21 protein-coding genes are annotated in these 23,382 nt (G+C 59.2%); 7 read left to right on the top strand and 14 right to left on the bottom strand.

The window, feature by feature from the left end:
• Positions 1 to 394: 394 nt before the first annotated feature.
• From A3M7_RS0121170 to A3M7_RS44730, 3 genes are all read right to left on the bottom strand, one after another.
• The gene (locus A3M7_RS0121170; RefSeq protein ID WP_063629455.1) at positions 395 to 772 is read right to left on the bottom strand and encodes a response regulator transcription factor; all 378 of its coding nucleotides are present in this window, start codon (positions 770 to 772) and stop codon (positions 395 to 397) included.
• Positions 773 to 891: 119 nt separating this feature from the next.
• Positions 892 to 1,530: a response regulator transcription factor gene (locus tag A3M7_RS0121165; RefSeq protein WP_027545687.1), complete on the bottom strand. Its 639-nt coding sequence runs from the start codon at positions 1,528 to 1,530 to the stop codon at positions 892 to 894.
• Positions 1,527 to 2,897, bottom strand: coding sequence for a sensor histidine kinase (locus A3M7_RS44730; protein ID WP_084302347.1), 1,371 nt, complete (start codon positions 2,895 to 2,897; stop codon positions 1,527 to 1,529). The genes A3M7_RS0121165 and A3M7_RS44730 overlap by 4 nt, the downstream gene beginning before the upstream one ends.
• A 757-nt stretch (positions 2,898 to 3,654) precedes the next feature.
• Here A3M7_RS44730 and A3M7_RS0121155 point away from each other — a divergent pair.
• The gene (locus A3M7_RS0121155) at positions 3,655 to 4,062 is read left to right on the top strand and encodes a hypothetical protein (RefSeq protein ID WP_027545686.1); all 408 of its coding nucleotides are present in this window, start codon (positions 3,655 to 3,657) and stop codon (positions 4,060 to 4,062) included.
• A gap of 391 nt (positions 4,063 to 4,453) precedes the next feature.
• Here the strand turns inward: A3M7_RS0121155 and A3M7_RS0121150 are convergent, their stop codons facing one another.
• Positions 4,454 to 6,010: a winged helix-turn-helix domain-containing tetratricopeptide repeat protein gene (locus A3M7_RS0121150; protein WP_027545685.1), complete on the bottom strand. Its 1,557-nt coding sequence runs from the start codon at positions 6,008 to 6,010 to the stop codon at positions 4,454 to 4,456.
• 171 nt (positions 6,011 to 6,181) lie between these two features.
• Between A3M7_RS0121150 and A3M7_RS0121145 the strand changes: the two genes are divergently transcribed.
• The 3 genes from A3M7_RS0121145 (at position 6,182) to A3M7_RS0121135 (ending at position 8,266) form a co-directional block, all read left to right on the top strand.
• Complete coding sequence (locus A3M7_RS0121145; RefSeq protein WP_027545684.1) at positions 6,182 to 6,430, top strand: DUF1127 domain-containing protein; 249 nt, start codon at positions 6,182 to 6,184, stop codon at positions 6,428 to 6,430.
• A gap of 574 nt (positions 6,431 to 7,004) precedes the next feature.
• Positions 7,005 to 7,298 (top strand): GYD domain-containing protein, encoded by a 294-nt coding sequence (locus A3M7_RS0121140; protein ID WP_027545683.1) that lies wholly within the window; start codon positions 7,005 to 7,007, stop codon positions 7,296 to 7,298.
• Between the two features lie 785 nt (positions 7,299 to 8,083).
• Positions 8,084 to 8,266 carry a hypothetical protein gene (locus A3M7_RS0121135; protein ID WP_156936953.1) on the top strand — a complete coding sequence of 61 codons (183 nt, stop codon included), beginning with the start codon at positions 8,084 to 8,086 and terminating at the stop codon, positions 8,264 to 8,266.
• 158 nt (positions 8,267 to 8,424) lie between these two features.
• Here the strand turns inward: A3M7_RS0121135 and A3M7_RS44725 are convergent, their stop codons facing one another.
• Both A3M7_RS44725 and A3M7_RS0121125 read right to left on the bottom strand, forming a co-directional pair.
• Positions 8,425 to 10,191 (bottom strand): adenylate/guanylate cyclase domain-containing protein, encoded by a 1,767-nt coding sequence (locus tag A3M7_RS44725; RefSeq protein WP_049823602.1) that lies wholly within the window; start codon positions 10,189 to 10,191, stop codon positions 8,425 to 8,427.
• 245 nt (positions 10,192 to 10,436) lie between these two features.
• Positions 10,437 to 10,880, bottom strand: coding sequence for a CBS domain-containing protein (locus A3M7_RS0121125; RefSeq protein WP_084302362.1), 444 nt, complete (start codon positions 10,878 to 10,880; stop codon positions 10,437 to 10,439).
• Between the two features lie 197 nt (positions 10,881 to 11,077).
• Here A3M7_RS0121125 and A3M7_RS0121120 point away from each other — a divergent pair, with 197 nt between their 5' ends.
• Positions 11,078 to 11,710: a tyrosine-type recombinase/integrase gene (locus A3M7_RS0121120; RefSeq protein ID WP_027545680.1), complete on the top strand. Its 633-nt coding sequence runs from the start codon at positions 11,078 to 11,080 to the stop codon at positions 11,708 to 11,710.
• A gap of 94 nt (positions 11,711 to 11,804) precedes the next feature.
• On the opposite strand, the gene A3M7_RS0121115 is transcribed toward A3M7_RS0121120, so the two are convergent.
• Both A3M7_RS0121115 and A3M7_RS0121110 read right to left on the bottom strand, forming a co-directional pair.
• Positions 11,805 to 12,227: a hypothetical protein gene (locus A3M7_RS0121115; protein WP_027545679.1), complete on the bottom strand. Its 423-nt coding sequence runs from the start codon at positions 12,225 to 12,227 to the stop codon at positions 11,805 to 11,807.
• 364 nt (positions 12,228 to 12,591) lie between these two features.
• Positions 12,592 to 15,930: an AAA family ATPase gene (locus A3M7_RS0121110; protein ID WP_027545678.1), complete on the bottom strand. Its 3,339-nt coding sequence runs from the start codon at positions 15,928 to 15,930 to the stop codon at positions 12,592 to 12,594.
• A gap of 868 nt (positions 15,931 to 16,798) precedes the next feature.
• Between A3M7_RS0121110 and A3M7_RS0121105 the strand changes: the two genes are divergently transcribed.
• Complete coding sequence (locus tag A3M7_RS0121105) at positions 16,799 to 17,770, top strand: site-specific integrase (protein ID WP_049823601.1); 972 nt, start codon at positions 16,799 to 16,801, stop codon at positions 17,768 to 17,770.
• A 157-nt stretch (positions 17,771 to 17,927) separates the two neighbouring features.
• Here the strand turns inward: A3M7_RS0121105 and A3M7_RS0121100 are convergent, their stop codons facing one another.
• From A3M7_RS0121100 to A3M7_RS0121080, 6 genes are all read right to left on the bottom strand, one after another.
• Positions 17,928 to 18,551 carry a hypothetical protein gene (locus tag A3M7_RS0121100; RefSeq protein WP_156936952.1) on the bottom strand — a complete coding sequence of 208 codons (624 nt, stop codon included), beginning with the start codon at positions 18,549 to 18,551 and terminating at the stop codon, positions 17,928 to 17,930.
• Between the two features lie 8 nt (positions 18,552 to 18,559).
• The gene (locus A3M7_RS48755; RefSeq protein ID WP_156936951.1) at positions 18,560 to 19,270 is read right to left on the bottom strand and encodes a hypothetical protein; all 711 of its coding nucleotides are present in this window, start codon (positions 19,268 to 19,270) and stop codon (positions 18,560 to 18,562) included.
• 366 nt (positions 19,271 to 19,636) lie between these two features.
• Positions 19,637 to 19,909 (bottom strand): hypothetical protein, encoded by a 273-nt coding sequence (locus tag A3M7_RS0121090; RefSeq protein ID WP_027545674.1) that lies wholly within the window; start codon positions 19,907 to 19,909, stop codon positions 19,637 to 19,639.
• A gap of 216 nt (positions 19,910 to 20,125) precedes the next feature.
• Positions 20,126 to 20,383 (bottom strand): tetratricopeptide repeat protein, encoded by a 258-nt coding sequence (locus tag A3M7_RS0121085; RefSeq protein ID WP_027545673.1) that lies wholly within the window; start codon positions 20,381 to 20,383, stop codon positions 20,126 to 20,128.
• Between the two features lie 64 nt (positions 20,384 to 20,447).
• On the bottom strand, positions 20,448 to 20,744 hold the full coding sequence (locus A3M7_RS49755) for a hypothetical protein (protein WP_198033787.1): 297 nt from the start codon (positions 20,742 to 20,744) through the stop codon (positions 20,448 to 20,450).
• Between the two features lie 736 nt (positions 20,745 to 21,480).
• Positions 21,481 to 22,371: a LysR family transcriptional regulator gene (locus A3M7_RS0121080; RefSeq protein WP_027545672.1), complete on the bottom strand. Its 891-nt coding sequence runs from the start codon at positions 22,369 to 22,371 to the stop codon at positions 21,481 to 21,483.
• A 101-nt stretch (positions 22,372 to 22,472) separates the two neighbouring features.
• Between A3M7_RS0121080 and A3M7_RS0121075 the strand changes: the two genes are divergently transcribed.
• Positions 22,473 to 23,342: an SDR family oxidoreductase gene (locus A3M7_RS0121075; RefSeq protein ID WP_027545671.1), complete on the top strand. Its 870-nt coding sequence runs from the start codon at positions 22,473 to 22,475 to the stop codon at positions 23,340 to 23,342.
• Positions 23,343 to 23,382: the final 40 nt, after the last annotated feature.

Here is a 23,382-nt window from a genome sequence, read left to right as displayed (position 1 = left end):
TCCACGTCCAGGACGCGCGAAGGCGTCAGACGAAACAGTCACCAGACACGCAATTCCGATGACAATGGCCGCAAGCGAAATACCGCGTCGACGAGACATGATTACTTCCTTTCCCGGGTTGAACATTGTCTGTTCAGTTCGAGCCTTCTCATGCCATGCAGCGCGACACTTGGAGTCATGTTGTGTCCCCGTCGTGTTGCCGTTCTGCTCGACGAGGAGACTAGAATTGTCGCGCCAATCCATTGTACGTTGGTAACGATTGGAACCGGAAACGTCTAAAGAGCCTATACGTCGGTATAGCCTGGACATTTTCGCGCGGCCGAACATGCGGCCTGGCAAGCGCTGACTTGGCGTGTTCTGAGCAGGGATAGCGGGACTGATGCCGAACCAGTGTTCAGCGAACCCCAGGACTCCTGAGTGCCTTGTCCAGGCATTGGATCAGGCATTCGTCATTGACAGGCTTGCTCAGGAAGCCGAGCGCTCCGGCTCCCAGGACGCGCGTGCGGATTTTGTCTTCAGGAAACGCGGTCACAAAAATGATTGGCGTTTGGTGGCCGTCAGCAATCAACCGATCCTGCAGCTCGGCTCCGCTCATACCCGGCATCTGCAGATCTGTTATGAGGCACGAAGAACTTCGAACGCAGTCGGACTGCAGGTACTCCTCAGCGGAAGCGAAGGTGACGGCAGTGTAACCCAGCGACCGAATGAGCGCCTCCGTGGCCTCTCGATTAGGTCCGTCATCGTCAACAATGGAGATCAGCGGAACCTTCACACTGTTGGAGTCCTTGCTCGGGGACGGAAGACATAGCGCCGTTAGGCGCAACGCGACACTGTCCACTCGGAAGGATGAAGGACGGAAAGGCTGAACAAACTATACATAGGTATAGGATACTATTTTGGCTTGCCGCGAACGCCTAATGCCTCTGCCATCCGCACCAACTCGGCGAACGATGTTGCGCCCATCTTGCGCATCACGCTGCCGCGATGGACTTTCACGGTGACTTCGCTGACTCCCATTTCGCTAGCGATCTGCTTGTTCATCAGACCGGAGGTCACAAAGCCTATGATCTCCTGCTCGCGAGCCGTCAAAGAATCGAAACTCAACTTCAATCTGGAGACATCGCTCGCGTCTTTACGCCGGTTCCGGTCCTGTTCAATGGCGGCCTGTACTGCGTCCAGCATGTCCTGGTCACGAAATGGCTTGGTTAGAAATTCGACCGCGCCGGCCTTCATCGCCCGCACGGTCATCGGTATGTCGCCGTGGCCGGTCATGAAAACGATCGGGATGTGAATGTTCGCCTTGGCCAATTCGGCTTGAAAATACAGTCCACTCAGGTCAGGCAGCCGGACATCGAGCACAAGGCAACTGGCGACGTCGGAACGCTTGTGTGCGAGGAACTGCGCGGCGGAAGCAAATACCTCGACCTGCAATCCGACGGATCGAAACAGGCTGCTGAGTGCGTCGCGCTGGGGCGCTTCGTCGTCGATGACAAAAACGACCGGCTGGTTCTTGGGATCGTCTTCCTTCATTCGCCGTCCGTCATTTCGATCGGAAGAACAACGCGAAAAACGGCGCCGTGCGGATACGCCGCCGACGCCGAGAGGCTGCCACCATGAGATTCGACTATCGACCGGCAGATTGCCAGGCCCATCCCCATGCCCCGGGGCTTCGTCGTAAAGAACGGGTGGAAGATGTGGCCAAGGTTTTCTCGATCAATTCCTGGTCCGGAGTCCTCGACGCTGATTGAGACGGCATCAGGTTTGTTGATCGCCGATGTTACGCGCAGTATTCGCGCGCGATCGCTCACCGTACTCATGGCCTCAATCGCATTTGTAATCAGGTTGGCGATAACCTGCTGGACTTGCACCCGATCCGCCAACACCATCAACGGCTCCGGGATCAGCTCGGCCCGCACCAAAATCTCGCTCCTTCGCAACTCGAAATCCAGTAGAGCAAGGACTTCGCGGATCAGCCGGTTGATGTCCGCCGACGCCTTTTCCCGGCTATCGCTCCTAAACATCGCCCGAATGCGGTCGATTACCTGACTCGCCCGATTGCCCTCCCTAACGATGCGCTCGAGCGCGGCGCGCACTTCCTCAAGATGATCCGGCGCTGGATTCAAGAGCCAGCGCAGGCCCGCACTGCCATTTGTTACGATCGCATTCAGTGGCTGGTTGATTTCGTGCGCGATCGAGGCCGCCATCTGTCCAACTGCTGTGAGGCCGCTAACTCGTACAAGCTCAGACTGCGTGGCCTGAAGCTCGGCCTCGGAGCGCTTACGAACTAGCGCTTGGGCCATCACTTCTCCAATGACTTTTATCCGCGCGACGAACTCGTCCGGCCAATCCCGACTGGATTGGAATGCAACAAGAGCGATCATTGCAACGATCTTGCCACCCACGGTCAGGGGAATTAAAAGCTGCGGGACAATGCCGCGTTGGCGATAGTGTTCGTCGGCAGCTGCGGATACCTCGGGGGGATAATCCTCCCATGATCGGAATACGATTGTACGCCCAGAGAATAGCTCTCTTTCAGCCCATTTTCTGAAAGGCGATACCGGGCCACGCGGAAGCGGTTCTAACCCTTCAGCGGCTGCCGAGCACAGAACGGAAAGTTCGCCTGCATCGCTGAACTCCCCAAAGGTAGCGCGAGCAAAGCCCAGAAACTCGTAGAGTCGCTTAAGCGCAATTTCAATTTCTGCGACCACTTGGTCAGCGGCAACGTTGGCGAAGCGGGAGGAGAGATCAAAGCGCAGACGTTCAAACGCCAAGAGTTCGTCCAGCGAGGGATCAGGCCCGCGGCTCTGCGGGGTTACCTTCTTGCCGCGGGAAACTCGCTCCTTCTCGGCCCGCAGTGGCTGCGCTCTCTCCCTCATCATAGGAGCCGCGGTTTTCATCGCTTCCTGCCTTTTTCACCAATGGACTGGCCTGAACAGAACTGACATTGAGTGCCGCTCTCTTGACCTCTATCAAAGATATGAGGGCACAAATGATTTAGCTGAGTGGCGATCGAGGGGTTGGACGACGCCATATTTTACAGCGGTACCCACCTTTACGTCGATGGCCTTCGATCGACAGCTTAACCCCGTGTAGCGGTGGATAGCCACCTAGAGAACTGTGACAGCCGCGTGTGGCGGATGTCGCCCACAACGCGTGATGAACTCGCGCAGCCTTATTGCCCCCGGAAGGTCAGGATCTCAGACTAATGCCCGAAGGGGTTCGGATAGGCTCTTGGGATGTTTTTTCAAGCCGGGTCATGTCTCTGTTGGGTCAAAAGCGGCGTTTGCGAAGCCGGCCAATCACTTCCGGTCTACCCCGACAAGCCGACAGTCTCAGAGCCCGCTCTGACTTCGCATTAGGGCCAGCTCCGGACACTCCTTGGAGCCGTAGGCGCCGACTTTGGGCGGTATGCCAATCGGGTCTTTAAACGAAACCGCCTGTTTCTCAAGCGCCCCAGGCGGCGTAGAATGTAGTTGCCGTTAAAGCGGGATGTGCCGAAGTCGCCGTTCGGGACGAACGAGCAGAACTAATGCTGTCGGCAGGTACGCACCCTTATGAGACCGCACCCTTTCGGTCTCGCACGACAATTCACAGTCCACGAAATGCGTGAGCCGCTTTTGCCGCGGCGCGTTGCAGTAACTTCAGGAGAAAGCGATGAGCAAGATCAATCGAAGGTCTGCATTGGGAATCGGGTTGGCAGCGGCCACCGCAGCCGTGATGAAGCCCGCCGCTGCTCAAACCGCGGGCTACAAGGATACGACGCCGTGGCCAGGAGTGGTGGTGCGTGAATACGAGGGCGAGACACCATCCCTCATCCCCGGTTTCAAGACCGTCTCAATGCGCGACGTCATCATGCAGCCGGGTTCGAAGACCATGGGCCCGCCGATGATGAATGCCATGGTTTGCCACGTCACCGAAGGGGAGCTTCGGCTCGATCAGGAGGGCAAGACCTTTACGGGCAAGAAAAACTTTGTCTGGACCTGCAACAAGGACACAAAAGAGCAGGCGTACAATGATGGAAACGTGGTCGCAATTATGAGGATCACGGACCTGAAAGCTTAAGGGTCGGTTTCTTCGAGACCGATTTGCAGATGCGGAAAGCGTGCTCGACTACGCGCCATCCGCGGAATGTACCGTCAAAAATGGTGACCGTGGCGCAGCACAGGCGGCCTCACGGATGCTGCGCCGCTGCCGAAAGTCTTCTCTGGGGCCAAAGTCGAAATCGCTCATGCTGAGCGCAGCTTGTCCGCTATGCCCCTAAATAGCAGGCATAGGAGCGAACCATGCATGAGGTCCGCTTGGGGTCAATCGCGTCACTTTGGCCGCATGTAGTTCACTTCCGGTCTAACCCCAACAGCGGACATAGTCGCGCGCCGGCGACATGTCTCAAAGGGGCCAATTGCAGACATTGCGTCTCGCGCTCAATCAACCGTCCGCACAAGCGATCACGGGCTTACTCTGGCAACCCCGCCTTGCGAAGGCCCTCGATCAACAGCTTCGCGTTTGATTGCCCGCCCCGCGCGATGAATGCCGAGATTGTAAAGGCGGGATCAACTGCAAGCACACTCGCCGCCGCCTCACGGGCCTCAGCCTCACGTCCGAGATGGGCAAAAGCGGATGCTAGATAGCGGTAAGCCACTAGATCGGAGGGGTTCTGACGAAGGGCTTTCTTCCCTGCGGCGACGGCCTCGCCAAATCGACGAAGCTCAACAAGGGCACTCCCCATCCCAGCAAACAGCAGGTGTAGCCGCGGATCTACCGGGCTCATGCGAATGGCCCGTTCAAAGCTGCGGATCGCTTCCTCGTGCAGCCCTGCAATTCTATAGACTTGGCCTCTGCAACTCCATGCCACAAATGAATTTGGGTTGAGCGCAACCGCCCGGTCAGCCAATTCAATCTCACTTTCACAATCGCCGACCATGAAGGCCGATGTCGCCGCAGCCAGCGCCAGCGCATCTGGATCATGATCGTCGATGCTCAATGCCAAGCGAAGAAGCCGAATTGCTTCGTTGCGCTCGAATTGGGGATCAGCAGCATAGCCCCACAGGACGTTTCGCAAGTGACAGGAACCTGCGAGTGCCGCGACAAAGCCGAACCGCGGGTCTAGCTTTAAAGCCCGATGCGCCAGCCTGATCGCCTCGGCCAAACCTTCGCGGGTCGTCAGGTAATACTGCTGCATAGCACGGAGATAGAAGTCATAGGCAGTGAGGCTCTCCGGTCGTCGCGTCGCCAACCCTATTTCCGTTTGAAGCAACTTTGGCTGAATGGCTGAGACAACCGCGACCGTGACTTCGTCCTGCAGAGCGAAAACATCCGTCAGGTCGCGCTCGAACCTGTCCGCCCAGATGTGCGCCGCTGTAACCGCGTCAATCAACTGCCCTGCGATGCGAACTTTCCCCGCCGCCTTGCGCACAGATCCCTCAAGGACATAGCGGACGCCAAGTCTGCGTCCGACTTCCTTGATGTCTACAGCTTTGCCTTTGAAGGTGAAGCTCGAATTGCGCGCGATCACGAACAACCATTTGAACCGCGAAAGAGCACTAGTGATCTCTTCCACCATTCCGTCCGCGAAGTACTCCTGCTCGGGATCGCCGCTCATGTTCTCGAACGGCAGCACGGCGATAGAGGGTTTATCGGGCAGCGCGAGGGTAAGTGTCTCTGGCTCTACCCTGTTGTCAGGGACTGCCGGGCTATCGCCCCCTTCTTCCTGCACTGACCCGATGAAACGAAAGCCCTTCCGCGGCAACGTCTTGATGAGGCGCTGTTCGTCCCCGGTGTCGCTAACCGCGCTCCGGGCAACATTCAGGCGGGTCGTCAACGCTGCATCCGACACGCTGCGCCCATTCCAAATGGCGTTAATGAGGTCGTCTTTGCTAACGACGCGCTCCCGGTTGCGGATGAGGTAGTCTAGCAGGTCAAAGACTTGTGGCGCCACGGGGACAACATTCGCGCCGCGATATAGCTCGCGACGGTCGGGATCTAATGCGTAGTCCTCGAAGAGATAGCGCAAGCTGCAATTCCCTACATCAGAGGCCCCGGTCACCGGCTAGCGTTTTGGCCCGGTGGAAATCGCAAGAATAAGCTGCTGGTGAGGAAAATGTAAGCTGCCGGTCAAGCACGCCTGAATATCTCCGGGCACCCTCCTAACCGGTGGAAAACATCGTCTGGAGGAGACACCGCCATGAGCACGACCTTCAGCACAACGTGGCTGGAGCGGACATCCGCATCAACACGGTACGCCTCTAGCCTCATCCGGAAATACTGGGATGCCTATCAGGAGCGGCGCGATCGCCAGAAATTGCGCTCCGCGTTGTCTGACCTAAGTGATAGGGAGTTGATGGACATCGGCACTACGCGCGGCGAGATCGACTACGTTGTTTCGAACCGAGATATCGATCCGCGAGGTATCCGGAGCGGGATGATCCTCTAATCCGCCGCCGACCGGGTGGCGGGAGTTGGAGACGACCAGATGCGCACCCATCCGAGCGGGACTCGACTTCCGGTGTGGGTCAATCGCTACAGAAACGCAATGTCCGCGCTACGTCCCCTTTGCCCCTGATAGCGACCACGTTGCGAACGCACCGACACGCCGCAAAAATGCCGGAGCGGACGTTCGGGAATTCCCAGTCAATCTCGCGACTCGAGGTATGAACTTTCCTCTCCCCAAAGACGCACTGAGCTCCGGTGCAGCTTTCGCGATTCAGATGTAGCGATCAGCAGCTTGCCATGGACTGGGGAATCCCGGTCGAGTCCGCTCGGGATAGCAACGCGTGAGCCCCCTTTCTCAGGCGCGTGACATGGCGTAGTGTGTGGTGAGCTGCCCTTTAAGTCGGGACGAGCCGACGTCGCCGCTTGATGGAATGGGCAGCGAGTGGGCCGTCGGCAGGCATCGCAGTCTGATAGCAGCGCCTACCTTTGTGGCGCTCTCGCAACTTCAACATAGAGCAGGTTGGCCTGCCGCGCGAGCGGCAAGCCATGGGCTTGTGTAACCTATGGAGGACGACATGCCGACATTCATATTAACGATCAACTGGACCGACCAGGGAATTCGCGCGGTCAGGGACGCTCCCAAGCGCAGCGAAGCGGCGAGAGAACTCGCCAAGAAAGTCGGGGTCGAGATCAAGCAAATCTATCTCACCTCTGGTGAGCATGACCTCCTTGTCGTCGCCGAAGCACCTCTCGGGGACCATGTCACTAAATTCGCGCTTGCAATCGGTTCGCTGGGGAACGTGCGCACCCGCACCTCCCGAGCTTGGACCGAGGCCGAATGGACCAAGCTGATATCCGAGCTTCCGTAGCGGACTCGGATTTTCCGACGGGCTGCCTGCGCGCGCGATCTAACTGGTTGGCGCTGCCTGGGATTTCGACGCTCGGCGATCGGTCGGCAATGAGGCACTGCCGCTGAGCGCTAGGAGGTAACGCACAAAGTCGCTGCGCTCCAGCCCGCTGCGCGGGAGCAAAGAGCCGAGGGGCCGGTAGCTGGTTGAGAGGACAGCGATAGCGGGGTGGCAGGTCAACACGATCAACAAGCGTACTGTTGGCGTGCAACACATGATCGCGCGGCTCGTATCCTCATGCGGCCAGCCACATCGTCGGCCGCACCGATAACGCAATGACAAAAATTGCCTTGACGAAAGCGCCAACCCGTTTGCTTGAATGTGTCGTCTATATTCTGCTCGCAAGAAATTGATTCACGCCATGTCGCTGGGCATCGATCGACCGACCAATCGCGCAATGGTTATCAGATGTGCCATTTCTGCCACGAGCAACTATTTGAAATTAGACATGTCGAGAACATTAAAAGTACTCTTGCGCAACACTCATGCCGAAACGCGGAAGTTGTGGAAGCGTTCTGCCGGGTTGCCGCCTCTCGAAGCATACCCGTCGATCAATTCACTAGACATCCGTTGCCGCCGCACCTGCCGAGATGCCCACTGCACTCGCGTCGCGCTTACCATCGAGAGCGGTGCCGGCATTGAATCCTCATAGCGCCCGCTGCTTGGCCGGTGCCCAACTTCCCGCGACTTCGTGCCTTGGCGCTTTTCGGCCGCCGGCCCTCGGAGTGCGTGGAGAGACCGTCATTGTGGCGGCCGAAAACCTGCACAATAACGGAAGTGGCCAGTCCTATTCGATCACTTCGTCGGCCCCGGGCGAGCAGCGCAGGAGGGAAAGTGAGGCCGAGCATCTTCGCAGTTTTGAGGTTGAGGACCAGTTCGACTTTCACCGCCTGCATCACCGGCAGGTCGGCGGGTTTCGCACCATTTAGAACTTGCCCCCGTGACGTGCCGCGAACTCGACGATCTGGTCGCGCCGGTTGTTGAGATATGGGTCAGCCATGACTAGGAGACCGCCCGCGCCTTGCCGAAATCATGGCGGCGTGGGCCGGTTCGCCGCTCGTGTCTGCGGACCGTTCCCTGTTGCCGATTATTCCGGCAAGCCTAGCAGGCGCGCGCCCTCAGCGAATTTATCCGCGATCGGCCGAGCCATGCCGAACTCGGAGAAAATGCGGATTCGGAAGCCGGGTTCGAGCTCGAGCCCGCGCTGAACCAAACTCGTCGTCTCCTCCGCGCGTCCCGCGAGCGCCAGCGCTATGGCGTGAAAAAACGGAAAAAGGCTGTGTCGCGAATTGATTTGCGCGCCCCTGGCGAAACAGGAGGCGGCTTCGTGGTAGTTCTCCTCCCGGATCGCCCCCATGCCCAGCGCCAGATGCGCTTCGAAGGCCGAGGGATCAAAGGGGCTCAGCCTCAGCGCCCGCCTGGCGTGGGAGGCCGCGACCGCGGGTCGATCGGCGAAAGCGTTCACCAGCGCCGCGAAATAGTGGGCCGTGGCGCAGGACGCGTTCAGCGACAAGGCGCGCTCGATGGCGCTAAGCGCCATCTCGTGCCCCTTGGTCAGGACAATGATGACCCATCCGGCCACGGCGAGCGCGGCCGCGTCGTCGATGTCGCTGGCGATCGCCGCGCGCGCGTGAAGCAGCGCGGCGTCCCTGTCCGCCTGGTCGAGCCCGCCGCGAGTGAAGCACCACTCGCGGCACCAAGCGAGATACGCATGCGCAACTGCGTAGTCCGGGTCGAGCCTAAGGGATTCCTCCAAGAGGGGGATGGCGATCCGCGCCTCCTTGGGCATGCGCGCCTGCATGTGGGGCAGCGCGCGCAGAACGAGATCATAAGCATCGAGGCTTTCCGGACGCTTTCTGAGAGCGCGTTCGATTTCGGATTTTCGGACACTCGGCTCGACGATGCCGACCACACACTCGGTGATCTTGTCTTGAAGGTCGAAAATGTCCTCACGCGCGCCGTCGTATTTGTCGGCCCAGAGATGCGCTCCGGTTTCGGCCTCGACCAGTTGCGCCGATATGCGCAGCCGGTCGCCCGCCTTGCGAACGCCGCCCTCGAGCACATAGCGCACGCCTAGCTCGCGCCCCACTTGCCGGATGTCGACGGCCTTCCCTTTATAGACCAAACTCGAATTTCGGGCGATCACAAAGAGCCATTTGATCCGGGAGAGCCCAGTGATGATGTCCTCGACCATCCCGTCTGCGAAATATTCTTGGCTCGCATCGTCGCTCATGTTTTGGAACGGCAATACGGCGATGGAAGGCCTGTCTGGCAGCGCGAGACGCGGCTTCGATTTCTCAGGAGTCGCGGCTTCCGATTTCGTGTCGTCCTTGTCCATGACCACGCGATAAGCGCGGACAGGGCGAGCGATGTTCCTCAGTTCGCGTTCGCCCAGGTCCAAGAACTCATGCTTCAGCTTGCCGCGCACTTGTTCATAGGCCGCTCCCGATAGGCAGACGCCTCCCGGCTCCGCGACGCCTTCCAACCGCGCGGCGATATTGACGCCGTCGCCCATCAGATCGCCGTCGCTCTCCTCAATCACGTCGCCGATATGAATGCCTATCCGGAAATCAATCCGGCGTTCGGCCGACAGGCCAGCGTTGCGCTCGATCATTTCGCTCTGCACTTCGATGGCGCATCGCACCGCGTCGACCACGCTGCGGAATTCGACGAGCGCGCCATCGCCCGTGCGTTTGAACACACGCCCGTTGTGTATGGAGATGGTCGGATCGATGAGATCGCTGCGCAGCGCACGGAGCCGCGCCAAGATGCGATCCTCGTCGGCGCCGGTGAGCCGACTGAAGCCCACGACGTCGGCGGCCAGAATCGCCGCGAGCTTCCGTTTTTCGGTCATCGATCCCTTCTCCGCTTCGCACGCTAGCACAAAGGCGCGGCCTATGCAGTCCCGGCTGTTCAACTCGACGTACGTTGCGCGGAGGCGCCGGCCGCGGACCGCCTTGGGTCAATCTCGACATTCTTGCAGTTGGCCAGCCACGTCCGATCTACCCCCAACTTCAGACGTACCGCTGCACTGCGCCAACTGAAGCGATGGGCCACAAGCAGACATACGCGGGGGGCGACGGCACCGCGGTTCGTCTGTCAGCCCCCGGGGCCGTCCTTCATGATGTAACCCATCAGGTCGTCCACGTTGTGCTCCAAATCCCGGATGATGTTCTTGACGACGTCTCCGATCGAGATCACGCCCACGACCTTGCCCGCGTCCAGCACTGGCAGATGGCGAAAACCGCGCTTAGCCATCATTGCCATGCAGCCCTCCAGCCCGTCGTCCGGCTTGACCGTCATCGGGTTGCCCGTCATCACTTGGCCCACCGGCGTCTGCTTCGCATCGAGCCCGGGCAGCAGCACTTTGATGGCGCAGTCACCCTGGGTCACGATACCGACCAGCACGTCGTCGTCGATGACCAGCACTGACCGGACCCGGTTGTCGCGCATCTGGCGCAAGGCTTCGACGACCATGTCGCCGGAACGAACATGGATCAGGGCGCCACTCTTCTGGGCCAGAGCGTTTTTTACTGTGCTCATCGATTTCCTCTCGTGGGCCCTGTCCCGCCCCGCCTTGATGGTCCGCATCGAAGGATAGTCGAAATATCTTGCCTCGTCAGCACCGCGCCGATGTCGCCGGCTACTATGGGTCATTCGCTGCGCAAGCCACTGAAAGCAGACTCGATCTGCGTGTCATCACGCATGCTCGGCACCCTCACAAACCGAGGAGTACGGTCATGCCTGACGACGACAGCCACTCCACCAAAGCTCACCGGTCGCCCTGGAACAAGGGAAAGTTGATCGGAGCCAAACCTCCGCTTCGGCCAAACCAAGTCTGGTCGATCCGAACCCGGCTCCTGATCGAAAGACGGACCCGCGACCTTGCCCTTTTCAACCTTGCGATCGACAGCAAGTTGCGTGGTTGCGACGTCGTCGCCTTGAGGGTCGAAGATGTCGCTCCGAATGGCTATGCGGTCGATCGCGCGACCGTCCGGCAGAAGAAGACCGGGAGGCCGGTCAAGTTCGAGTTGACGGATCAGACCCGGCAAGCCGTTGACGACTTCTTGAGGGAAGCCGGCAAGAGGCCAGGTGAGTATCTGTTCACTGGGCGTCGTGGGCGCGATCGGGCAATGACGACGCGCCAATATGCTCGCCTTCTTGCCGACTGGGTGACAAGCATCGGGCTTGACCCGAGGGTGTTTGGCACCCACTCCCTGCGTCGGACCAAGGCAACGCTGATCTACCGCCGCACAGGGAATTTGCGAGCCGTGCAGCTCTTGCTCGGCCACACCAAGATCGAAAGCACAGTCCGCTATCTCGGCATTGAGGTGGACGACGCGCTCGCGATTGCCGAACAAGTTGATGTCTGAATCATCAGGGCAGAGCGGACATGCTCTGCCCATCAGCCGCTTCGGGCCATGAGCCGACATCGCTCCAATCAAGCAGCGATACTTGTCAGGCTCCTTAGTGGCCGTAGGGGAAGCAGCGGTCGCGATCGAGTGTGAGACCGAAATGCGCTCCCAGCGCAGCGATGGCCGCGTCCTGCTGAGGATAAGGGTCGGCATTGGATGCGGCAACGATGATGATCCGGAACCCGCCGCGATCTTTGCCACCCGGTGGCAGCATCGCTGTAGTCAGTGCATTGCCCTCCCTGTCGCGCAACGTGAGGAAAAGCGGCATCTCTCGCTGAACATGGGCCTCGAGGCCGATGTCGCGCTCGATCGCGTTGGGCCGCTCCGGACGCCAGGACTGGACTGCCTTCTCCCGCTCACGGCGGAAATATTTCTCGACTGTGTGGCTCATCAGGTGCGACTCATGAGCCGCTTCGCCTTCCGTCTCGATACGAAACCAGGTCTTACCCTTCGGCGCGTCGCAAACATACTGCATTTCGCCCGTCCTGCGATCGCCGCAATTCTAGGGCGGCGGGCCTGCAAAGCCAATATGAGATTCGCTCCCGTGTATAACGCTGCACGATCGTATCATCGGAAGATCGGCTGCAACACCGCGCCACTATTGCCTAAAAGGCGGTGGTAGAGTCTCCGATCGGTCTACCCCCGACAGCCGACATGCGGGCTGCAATCGCGCTGTTCGGCTCTGGGGCAAAATGCGAAAAGCTCAGCGTGAGCAAATCTAGTCCGCTCCGACCCACTAAGCTGACCTCAAAGCGAAGGCTCGCCACATCGCTGAATGGGACAGTTCCGGACCTCGACGATGACAGGCCCGCACCGGTCGCCCAACCAGCTACTGTGGTTTAAGTCAGTTCTTCGAGAATTGCCTTGCCCTCAATGAAATCGCGCGTGTCCAAGCCTTCGGTGAAGCTGCCGAGCACCGGCGCCAGCAGTGTACGCGCCTCGTTGACCCTGCCTGCCTCGCGCCATAGCCGGGCGAGCCCTGTCGCCGCGCGTAGCTCCCACATGTGCGCCGACTGCGCGGTCGCAAGCGTGAGCGCTCGCTCGAATTTCCGTTCAGCGTTGACCTTATCCCCCTCCGCGAGCGCGAGTTCGGCGGCGAGCCGATGCAACTCCGCCTCGTACCAGCGCTCGTCCGTGGCCCGCACCAGGCGTAGTGCCTCGTCGAGTTGTTCCTCCGCCTCCGACCACCGACCCGCCCGCAGACAGGTCTCGGCCAGGATCGATCTCTTGTAAGGATGCTCGACCTTCTGTTCCGTCGCGGCGAGCTTTGCCAGTGCATCACGCATCAAGTCGATGCCATTTTCCGGCGCACCGCGACAGGCCCGCGTCCAGCCTTCGAAAAGACGGGCGACCGCGTGAAACACGACGATCCCTTTCTTCGCCGAAAGATCGAGCAGCGTAGAAATATTCGTCTCCACCGCCGCACAATCCCCGCACATGTGAAATAGATAACAATCGTTGCTAAGGGCCATCGCGTAATAGAACTCCGAGCGGTCCCTTGCCACCGCAATGGCTTCTCCGGCCAACGCGTGCCCCTGGGTCGGAAATCCCAGCACGAACATGGTCCACGCCAAGTATGTCAGTGGGAAGGTGGGATACTGGCCGTGCGAGTAACGATTGACGCACCCGCGGTCTCCGCCATCAACGCGCAGCGACTCTTCCAGATGTTGGCGAGCGCGAACAAGATCACCCAACAAGAATGCTGTACTGCCAATCAGGTACTCTGCCACTTTCAGCGCTGAAGCGTTTTGATCACGCTGCGCAATCGCCATGAACTCGCTCGCAAAGCGTTCGGCATCGTGCAGCTTTGGCCGATTGAAGGCACCGACAAACTGACCATACATAACTTCCAACAGCCGATCGGCGTCGCCAACCTCCTCGCATAGTGCGCGGGCACGCCTATAGGTGAGCTCAGTCTGCAGTGAGCCCGAGCCACGGATGGCCCGGTACACCGCGCCGAGCGCCATCTGCAGGTCAAGCTCAGTACGCTTCCGCGCCTCGTCGGGCAGTTGCGGCACAAGTGCGACCGCAGCAGTCAAGACGTGCTCAGCCTCGACGTAATTGGAGCGTTCGCGCGCACGCGTGCCGGACCGCTGCCAATAGGCTATCGCGCGATCATACATGCCGGCGGCCGCGTAGTGGTGTGCCAGCAGTTCAGGCTGCGCTTCTGCAATCTCTGGGAATTGTTGCTCAAGTACGTCGGCGGTCTGCGCATGTAGCTGCTGTCTGGAGCTCAAGAGCAGGGTGCCGTAGGCGGCGTCCTGCACCAGCGCGTGCTTGAAGACGTAGCTGGTTTGAGGGGGCGAGCCGCGGCGGAACAGCAGTCCCGCGTGAACCAACGCATCCAAGGCCCCGGTCAGTGCGTCCCGGTTCGGTGGCAAGACAGCTGTAATGAGGGCCTCGCTGAATTCGCGGCCCAGCACCGCCGCCACTTGCGCGACTTCCTTCGTCCCGGCCGTCCGGTCCAGCCGCGCAACGAGCGCGTCCTGCAGCGTCATCGGAACCGATAGCTGTAGTCGCCCGGAACGCCCGCAAACAGTTTCGTCGTTGGCCAAGCCGGCCTCGAGTACCGCCTTGGTCAGCTCCTCGATGAAAAGCGGCACGCCGTCCGCTTTTGCAACGATCTGCTGAATTACTTCCGTCGGCAGCGCTTCGGTAGCAGCCAACGCACCGACCATGTCAGCTGCCTGCGCTCGGCTTAGCCGATTGAGCATAAGCATGGTTAGGTGGGTGCGGCCACTCCATGGCGGTATGTAGTCCGGTCGGTAAGTAATCACGGTCAGGACATGAGAATCCTGCACACGATCGATCGCGGCCGCGATCAACTCCGCGCTCGAAGCGTCGATCCAATGCGCGTCTTCCACCACGAACAGCACCGGCTTCCGGGTCGCCAACCCAAGCACTCGATCGACCAATGCTGTCACGGTTCTCTGCTTAAGGCTTTCAGCTGTCAGCTCTAGCCCCGGATAGTGCGAAGCCACAGGGATCGATAGCAGGCCTGCAAACAGCGAAGCGATCTCGGGCACTGCTTGTCCAGATTCGGCCAACATCTGCTCGAGCTTGTTCAATTTGATCGCGGACGAATCAGTTGGCAGGAACCCGGCCGCCTGGACCAACTGGCGCGCGAAGGGATGTAGCGCGCTGGTCGCTAAATATGCCGAGCACTGGCACCGCAACCGTACATGCGGCAGGTCCGCTATTCGCTCGACTAGCGCCTCGACAATCCGCGACTTGCCGATGCCAGGCTCCCCACAGAGCAATACGACCTGGCCGTCGCCCTGCTTCGCCTGCTCCCAGCGGCGCAGCAAAAAATCGACCTCCTCCTCGCGACCGATCAGCGGGAATGGCCCATCAGGATGCAGCGCCTCAAAGCGACTCTCGGTCAGACGTTCGCCGGTCACTCGCCACGCCTGCACAGGACGCGCGACACCTTTCAGCTGGTGGACACCAATGTCTTCGTAGGTGAAAAGGCCTCCGACGAGCCGCCGCGTGCTGGAGCTGATCACCAGGGCATTGGGGGCGGCCAGCGACTGTAGCCGCGCAGCAACATTCGGTGTTTCACCGACGATAGCCATTTCCTCGCGTGCCCCGACCGCACCCATTTCTCCGGCCACCACGAGCCCGGTGTGCACGCCAAGGCGGACACCGAGCTCAATACCGATTTTCCTGAACAAATCTCGATTCAGCAGCGCGACCGCCTCAACAATATCGAGCCCGGCACTCACCGCACGTTGGGCGTCATCCTCATGCGCGCGCGGAAGGCCGAAATAGACCAGCAGACCATCTCCAAGGTATTTCGCGAGGTGACCGTCGTAGCGGTCGATAACGACGGCGCATGCCGCCTGATAGGCGAGCAGTAGATCGCGCAGCTGTTCAGGATCCAGGGTACTAGAGAGAGCGGTGGAGTCGACGAGGTCGCAGAACATTACCGTCAATTGACGACGTTCCCCCTCGGATGTGCTCGGAGCCGGAATCGCCGTCAAGTGCGTCGTCCGCACGAGACTGGCGATCGCCTTGAGCAAACGTTTGCGGTCTGCCAGACGTGCAATCCCGAGATCTTTCAGATCCTCGTTACTCAGCTCGGACAGCAGATCAAGGTCGACGCCGTTCTCGGCGAATGTTTCGGCATATCGTCCGAGCCCGAGATCTTCGAGCCAAGCTCTGACATCGTGGCTCATTGCCGTGTCCTCGGCCCCCCCCCAAGAATATCTACTGAGTTCGCCAGCTCGTCACTGAGGTGGAGCAAACTGACCGTTACGTGGTCGATGAGCAATCCTATCTCATACTATGTTGCCTGTGGGGCAAGGGGCAATTTTAGCTCGAATGCTCCTCGCTTCGCGGGATCGACCATCGTTACGCAGTGCGGGACAACTCGGCCGGACTCATTCATGTCCTCGCGGGTGAGGGGGTGTCGCGAGCAATACCTGCACCACGAGACGCTCCTGTAAGTCGCTCCTTCGCATGACCGCTTTGGGTCTTGGCTGTGTGAAAACGCCAGGACGCCTGACAGCGATAGAAGAAGTTATTCGTTCAAGGCCGTCTCAACGGTCAAGCTTGCAAACACATTTAATTTGAAGCGCGAACTGGAGAATGTAATTCTAGCCGCGTTTCGATCTTTCGCGTTTTTACACAGCCAGGGTCATTTGCAGCGGTCGGGGCCCACGTCAGACAAGTCCGGTCTACCCGTGACAGCGGACATGCGCGGCATTTCGAGCTTCTTCGGCTCGGGGCCACAAACGGCTGTGAGCGGTCGCAGCAAAGTGCCGTTCTATTCAATCACTCGTCGGCGCGGGCGAGGAGCGTCGGCGGGACTCTGGCGATGGGCCCTGGCTTGAGAGCTAGGAGTATGGCAATACACGCTAAAATTGTATATTTTGATTCCGATAATTGTCCTTATCGGAAGTATTCACGGACTTCCGGCTGCTGCTGCGCCCGGACCGTCTCTACGAGACTCTGGCACCTACCACGTTCCAGCTGTAAATCTTTTCTGGCACAATTAGGGATTGTGGATAGAATCCGATAACTATCTTATCGGAACTATTGTGCATGGCCCCTCTCCCCGCCGTTCGAGAACCGATCACCGCGGTCCAGACTGGAAAGCTGGCTACTGACCTAGAGGCGGCCCTCAGCTACGCCAAAGCCGAGAAGGCTCCTAATACTAGGAGGGCCTACGAGACCGACCACCGGCTGTTTGTGGCCTGGTGCGAGGCCAGGGGGATACCATCTAGCCTCCCCGCTACTCCCGACGCGTTGGCAGCCTTCCTGGCGGCCGAAGCCGAGGCCGGAAGACGACCGTCTACGTTGGGCCGACGCCTGGCAGCGATCCGCTACTTTCACAAGTTGGCCGGCCTCCCGACTCCGACCGACGCAGAGGCGGTCAAGGCAACCCTCCGGGGCATTCGCCGCTCCGTGGGATCGGCCAAGGTTCGCAAGGCCCCGGCACTGGCTGAACACCTAAAGGCGATGGTCGCAGCATCGTCGGATACCCTCGCCGGGAAGCGCGACCGCGCCCTACTTCTCGTCGGCTTCGCTGGTGCGTTCCGCCGCTCTGAGCTGGTAATGCTTGACGTTGCAGACATCGAAGAAAATGAAGCCGGTCTGCGCGTAATTATTCGGCGATCGAAGACAGACCAAGATGGTGAAGGCACGATCATCGCGGTGGCACGGGGTTCTGTGGCCTGCCCCGTAAGGGCATTGAATGAATGGTTAGCTGCAGCCGGAATTGAGAGCGGTCCGCTGTTTCGTCCAATCAACAGGGCGAGCAAGGTTTCTCAAAACCGGCTGACTTCTCGATCGGTCGCAAACATCATCAAAAAGATGGCCGGCGCGATCGGATTAGATGCGGCGATGTTTTCCGGCCACTCCTTGCGCTCGGGATTTCTGACTTCCGCCGCCGCGAGCGGCGCCTCGATCTTCAAGATGATGGATGTCAGTCGGCACAGATCGGTTGAAACGCTCCGCGGCTATATTCGTGACGCCGAGCTTTTTAAGGATCATGCGGGCGCAGGATTACTTTGAACGCTCTACCGTTATCTCCCTGGATGGGGCGAAGCAAAGACTGAGTTGCTCGATCGCTATCTCCCTCAGCAGCTAACCGATATTGAAAAGATGAGCAGACGAGGGCCTGCGCATGTCTCGACTTGGCAGAGGTATGCTGTCTGCTAGTGCCCGCGCTTCAGACCATGTGGCACGATTTCGTCCGGTGACAAACGCCAGGACGGGAGGCATTGGATGGGCGGCCAACTACCTTTTTGGGCGTCCTAATCCAAATCCAGTTCTTCATTTTCTCGAATTCCAGACGTAGAGCCGGTTCGAGCCTCACGCGCTGGCCCCGTCCAAGCTCCGTCACCGCGCTCGCAACTGTCGGAAAGTGAGCCTTGTAGATGTCGGTAGCGGCGTTCCCAAAGTATCGAAAGTCATTGCTCAAGAGGACATTTGCGCGCAAGTATTCTGGAAAATCACCCAGATCGTGCCTGAGGTCTGTAGGCTTGTCGTGGAACTTGGCGTCCTTGCGACGCTGAAATCGGCCCTGCTTGAGGTAGTAGATGCAATCGTCTCGACTGGCATAACGCTCATCGACGAAATATCGGCCCTTATGAAGTGCCTGAGTGACCCGCGCGGCGTAGATCAGGCGGTCGTCGCTGTATAGAGAGTTTGCGGCGAAGCCAAAAATCAAGTCGCCTACCTGAGCGGTCGCGCGGATCGTCGGCTTGCATATTGCAAGCGACAGAATGCCGTTCTTTACGTAGGGAGCGGCGCCGCTATCCACTGTGAGTTTATAAAAATAGAAACGAGGCATTTTCGCGATCAATTGTTTGCTTGAACGAGAACCGGGTGCTGTTCCTTCAGCCAGTTGCAAAAGCGTCTGGGGTTCAAAAATCGCGGCAAACGAGCACTGCGCTGAAGATATCCATCTTTTACTGACAGGCCGCCCCAGGCTTCGACTAGATCAGGTCGCACCCGATAAGCTCGATCCTTAAATTCTCCGATTGGTAGGCATCGATCCAACCTACCTGATACGAGTGGTCGTCCTCGAACGATGAGGTCCAGATTGTTAGGGTCTATAACTCGACGAGAATGCGCGTTTTGGTGCCGAGCCTCGGGCGAGATGTTGATGGCCAGAACGAACTCGTCAACTACAAAAACTCCGATGATGGCATATACAAGGGGACCTGGCTGCAAAGTATCCCGCAGACCAGCATAGAAGACGATCACGTCGCCTCGACTAAGATTTGCTTTGAGCTGCTTGGCTCTTTCCCCGACATCGCCATAGGTCAAGTGATCGAAATCGGGATCAAGGTGCATCTGCTGCAATCTTAGATGACCCGGCAGTTCAACGCCAAACGCTGAGAGCGATGCGTTTAGTGAAGTATAGGGCCGCTCCAACCCGGGATGAACAGAGCGGCTTTCTGGAATGGGCACATAGACGAACTTGCGGGTAGCGCCATTAACAGGACCATTCCAACCGCCGCCACCTGGGCTGGTATCAGCGCCAACTCGACAGAGAAGTGCGTTCAAGTGTCCTCCGGAACGATAAACATGCCAGAAAAATACACGACTTCATCTGATCTAGATCAACTCTCGCCTGACACGCTGAGAAACAGACGATGAATTCTGTCCGCCAAAGGATGGTTCGCAGCAAGCCCGACGTGCGCATTCTGTCTCAATAATTCAGAATTCCAAGCCGCGGCGTCAGCGGGGCATATGCGCGCCGCGTCTCCCTTGTCACCGGTAAAGTAAACGAACAACAATCGCGCCGGTACGTTATGCCGATTTAGAAATTCAAGAACAGCAAGACGATTGCAATATTGATAGTAGCCGGAGGCCAATCGCGGTCGGCAGCCACGCCGAGCGCGACCTTTGTTCTGGACAAGGTGTCCCTAATTAGAGGAAGCCCACCAGAAGGGCTGGCCTGACAGGAGGATCGAGCTTGGTATTGGCCTTAGCTTTGATCTGAGCGACGGCGTCCCAATTAGGCGGATTTCCTCGCTGCGGCCACACCTCTTTCCAGACATCGTGGATAGGGTCCCCTGGAGGAAGAAACTCCAGTCCCTTCAGTTCACCGTCAAGCCATGTCCTGCTTGGATCGAAAGGGTAATCGAGCCAGGAAGCTATTTCTGTCCCGGTAGTCTCAAGGATGCGCTTTTCCAGCAACATTCGATGACGCCCGAGGTAACGCAAAAGATGACACTCACTGCCATAGCCCATTCCTATTTCTGCCACTGCCGCCCCCGAGCTATCGTCGCCGCGATGTTAGAGTAGTTGCGCGGCTAATGTCCTCCGCGACAGCGTCACCGCCGACAGACCTTCTTCATGAAAGTCTTGTTTTACATTGCCTTGCCACCTGAGCAGGCCTCCCTGCACAACATGAGCTCATTTCTTTGTTCTTTCCAGTTTCCGTATCTTTGCGACGTATTCGGCACCGGTATCGGCGTCCACAAGCTTCAGGATCTGGCGATAGTCGCCGATCGCCGACGCAGCATCACCCTTTCTCTCGTAGGCTGTCCCTCGTCTTATGTACGCAAACGGGTTTTTCGGATCATCGGCTATCACGGTGGTGAATTCCGCGATGGCTGTGTCGAAGTTGTCCTGGTTAAGCGCGGCCAGTCCCCTCTCATAGGCCGAAGGCATCGGCGGCCTTGGTGCGGGTGGCTTGGGAGCGGCCGAAGGCGTCGGCGGGCTTGGTGCGAGCGGCTCAGGAACGGCCGAAGGCGTCGGCGGGGTAGTTTGGTTCGATAACATCCCGTATCCGTTTGCACGCTTCCAAATCTTTCCATGAAGTCGGTCCGAAGGGAACATGATCTTCCATGGTCGCTTTCAGCATGCTGCACGTGAGCAAAAGACCTTGAGCTTCCCCTACTGTTCGCACCATCCGAACGCATTGGCGCTGGAGATCGATTGCGGAAAAGAACTCACTACAATCGGGGACGCGAGCAAGCGCGGTATTGGTCGTTAGAAGGATACCGGCAATGGGGAATAAGAATTCGTTCATGCTCGGATGTTCCCTTGTTTAATCGCATCCATCGCGGCTTATCATAACAGCCTCCCAGCCGCGTTCTCGTCGAACAGACTGCCATCTCCGATGTAGCGGTTCAACATTGCCTCGCTCGCGTGTCGCGTCTGCTGTCTAATACGCCAGCTCGCCACCCCTGCTTGGGCGGCGCTTGTTGCTAATCCCGCCCGCAAAGGACCTCGGGCGGGATAGTGGTAGCCGTTGCCTTCGCGAGGACAGCCTGGTCGAGGTGGTCGATCGGCCCGCGCCCCAAGCTCGACCAGCTTGGCGTCGTGAACGCCCAGAAAACCGAAATTGATCGAAAGTGCATTCCCAGCCCCTTGCGGGACGAAGGATTGCGCAAACCTACGCCAGACGCGACTCGACGATGGCCGGAATGGGGACCCAATTTGGGGACCGCGACTAGCCCGGCAGAAATAGTAGCCTGTATATCTCAGATCATTAACTGAATTCGCTGGCGGAGAGAGTGTCAGTCAATCCCCTTTGAAAGATAAAACGTTTTTTGACATTGCTGGGCCGAAACCTACCATTTGGACTACGACGAAAACGGGATTTCGCCGCCGACAATCGCGTGTCGATCGCCTTTTCTTCCTCCAGCTTGCATACATTCGGCTATGGCTGGCTGCGCGTTATGGGTCCGCACTCTGCCGCGCGTCCGCGTCTTGATCGACTGGATTGAAGCCGCGCTCCTGATCAAGGGTAATGCCAGTTTTGCTCAGTCGATGAACGATGCAAGCTCCTCGGGTGTCCCGGAGGGGAAGGCTTCCTTGAGAAAGTCGAGGAACGCGGATACGCGAGCGCTCAGGAGTCGGCGCGACGGATAGAGCGTCCAGAGAGCGATTTCCGGTCCGTCGATGTCACCCCAGTGGACAAGCCTTCCGGCTGCCAGGTCGTGACCCACAAGCGAGACGGGAAGACGCGCGGCGCCCACGCCCGCCCGGACCGCATCGCGGACCATGATGAGCGACGACAGGCGAAGCACCGGTTCGATCATGATGCGTGCGTTTCCACTTGAAGCGGCCACATCCCAGCTAGAAGTCACATCGCTTGTCCCGCGCGCCACGGCCGGAACGGCGCGATCGCCAGTAGGACGATCCAGGCTCGGGCTCGCCACTACGACCAGCCGATCGCGCATCAGGATTCGTCCGACGAGGGTTTCGTCCGGGTCCGGATTGACCCGGATCACCAAGTCATATCCCTCTTCGATCATGTCGACGGTGCGATCTTCCGTCGTAACCTCAAGCCGGACCTCCGGGAATTTGAGCGCGAACGCGGCGGCCAGCTTTCCCATCGCGGTCTGGGAGAAAAGTAGCGGCGCGCTGACCCGCAACCGGCCTCGCGGCTTGTCCCCGCCGGAAGCGATCGTCGCAACCGTCTCGTCGAGCTCGGCGAGCAACGCTCCGGTCCGCTCATAAAGCGCCCGTCCCTCCTGTGTAAGCTTCAGTGTGTGCGTTCCGCGCTCGAACAGGCGCAAGTCGAGGCCGCTCTCCAGTTCGGAGACGCGGCGGGAGAGCGTGGCCTTCGGGCGTCCGGAGGCTCGGGCGGCCCGCCCGAGCCCGCCGTGACGGGCAACGAGGTTGAAATCGGAGAGGGCAAGTAAATCCATATGTTCCACCAATGAGACGGCCTGTCTAAAGATATCGTCTATCGGTCCAAATGTGGATCACTAATTTGAGGGTGTCTACTAACCCAACCTGGAGTGATCCCATGACCATCCTCGTTACTGGCGCCACCGGCACCGTCGGCCGCAACGTCGTCGAACAACTCGTCAAGCGCGGCGCCGATGTCCGCGCCCTCGTCCGCGATCCCGCGAAGGCCAACTTCCCGGCAGACGTGACCACAGTGAAGGGCGATCTGTTGGACGTCGACTCGCTGCGCAGCGCGTTCACCGGCGTCTCGACGCTCTTCCTGCTCAACGCCGTCGTGCCGGATGAATTCACCCAGGCGCTGATTGCGCTCAACCTGGCGCGAGAGGCCGGAGTCGAGCGGCTCGTCTACGTCTCGGTGATCCACAGCGACGTCTACGTGAACGTGCCGCACTTCGCCGGCAAGTTTGGGGTGGAGCGGATGATCGAGCAGATGGGCCTCGAAGCGACCGTCCTACGCCCCGCCTACTTCATGAACAACGAGCTCACGATCAAGGACGTCGTGACCGGATACGGCATCTACCCGATGCCGATTGGCAGCAAGGGACTCGCCATGATCGACGCGCGCGACATCGGCGAGATCGCGGCCATCGAGCTCGTCCGCCGCGAGACGTCCGCTACGCCGCTTCCGCTCGACCGGATCAATCTCGTCGGTCCGGATACGCTGACCGGCGCAAAGGCCGCCGCCATCTGGTCGGAAGTGCTGGGTCGCACGATCGCCTATCCCGGCGACGACACCGCCGGCTTCGAGAAGAATCTCAGGCAGTTCATGCCGAGCTGGATGGCCTTCGACATGCGGCTGATGAGCGAGCGCTTTCTCAAGGACGGAATGATCCCCGAAGCCGGCGACGTCGAGCGTCTGACCGCTCTCCTGGGCCGACCTCTGCGCTCCTATCGAGACTTCGTCGCCGAGATCACAGCCGCTGCCTGAGGGCAGCGGCAATACCCAACCACGACAATCAAGGAATACG

It is taken from the genome of Bradyrhizobium sp. WSM2254 (assembly GCF_000472645.1).
Classification (GTDB): Bacteria; Pseudomonadota; Alphaproteobacteria; order Rhizobiales; family Xanthobacteraceae; genus Bradyrhizobium; species Bradyrhizobium niftali.
This window is presented reverse-complemented; position numbering and strand designations above follow the sequence as displayed.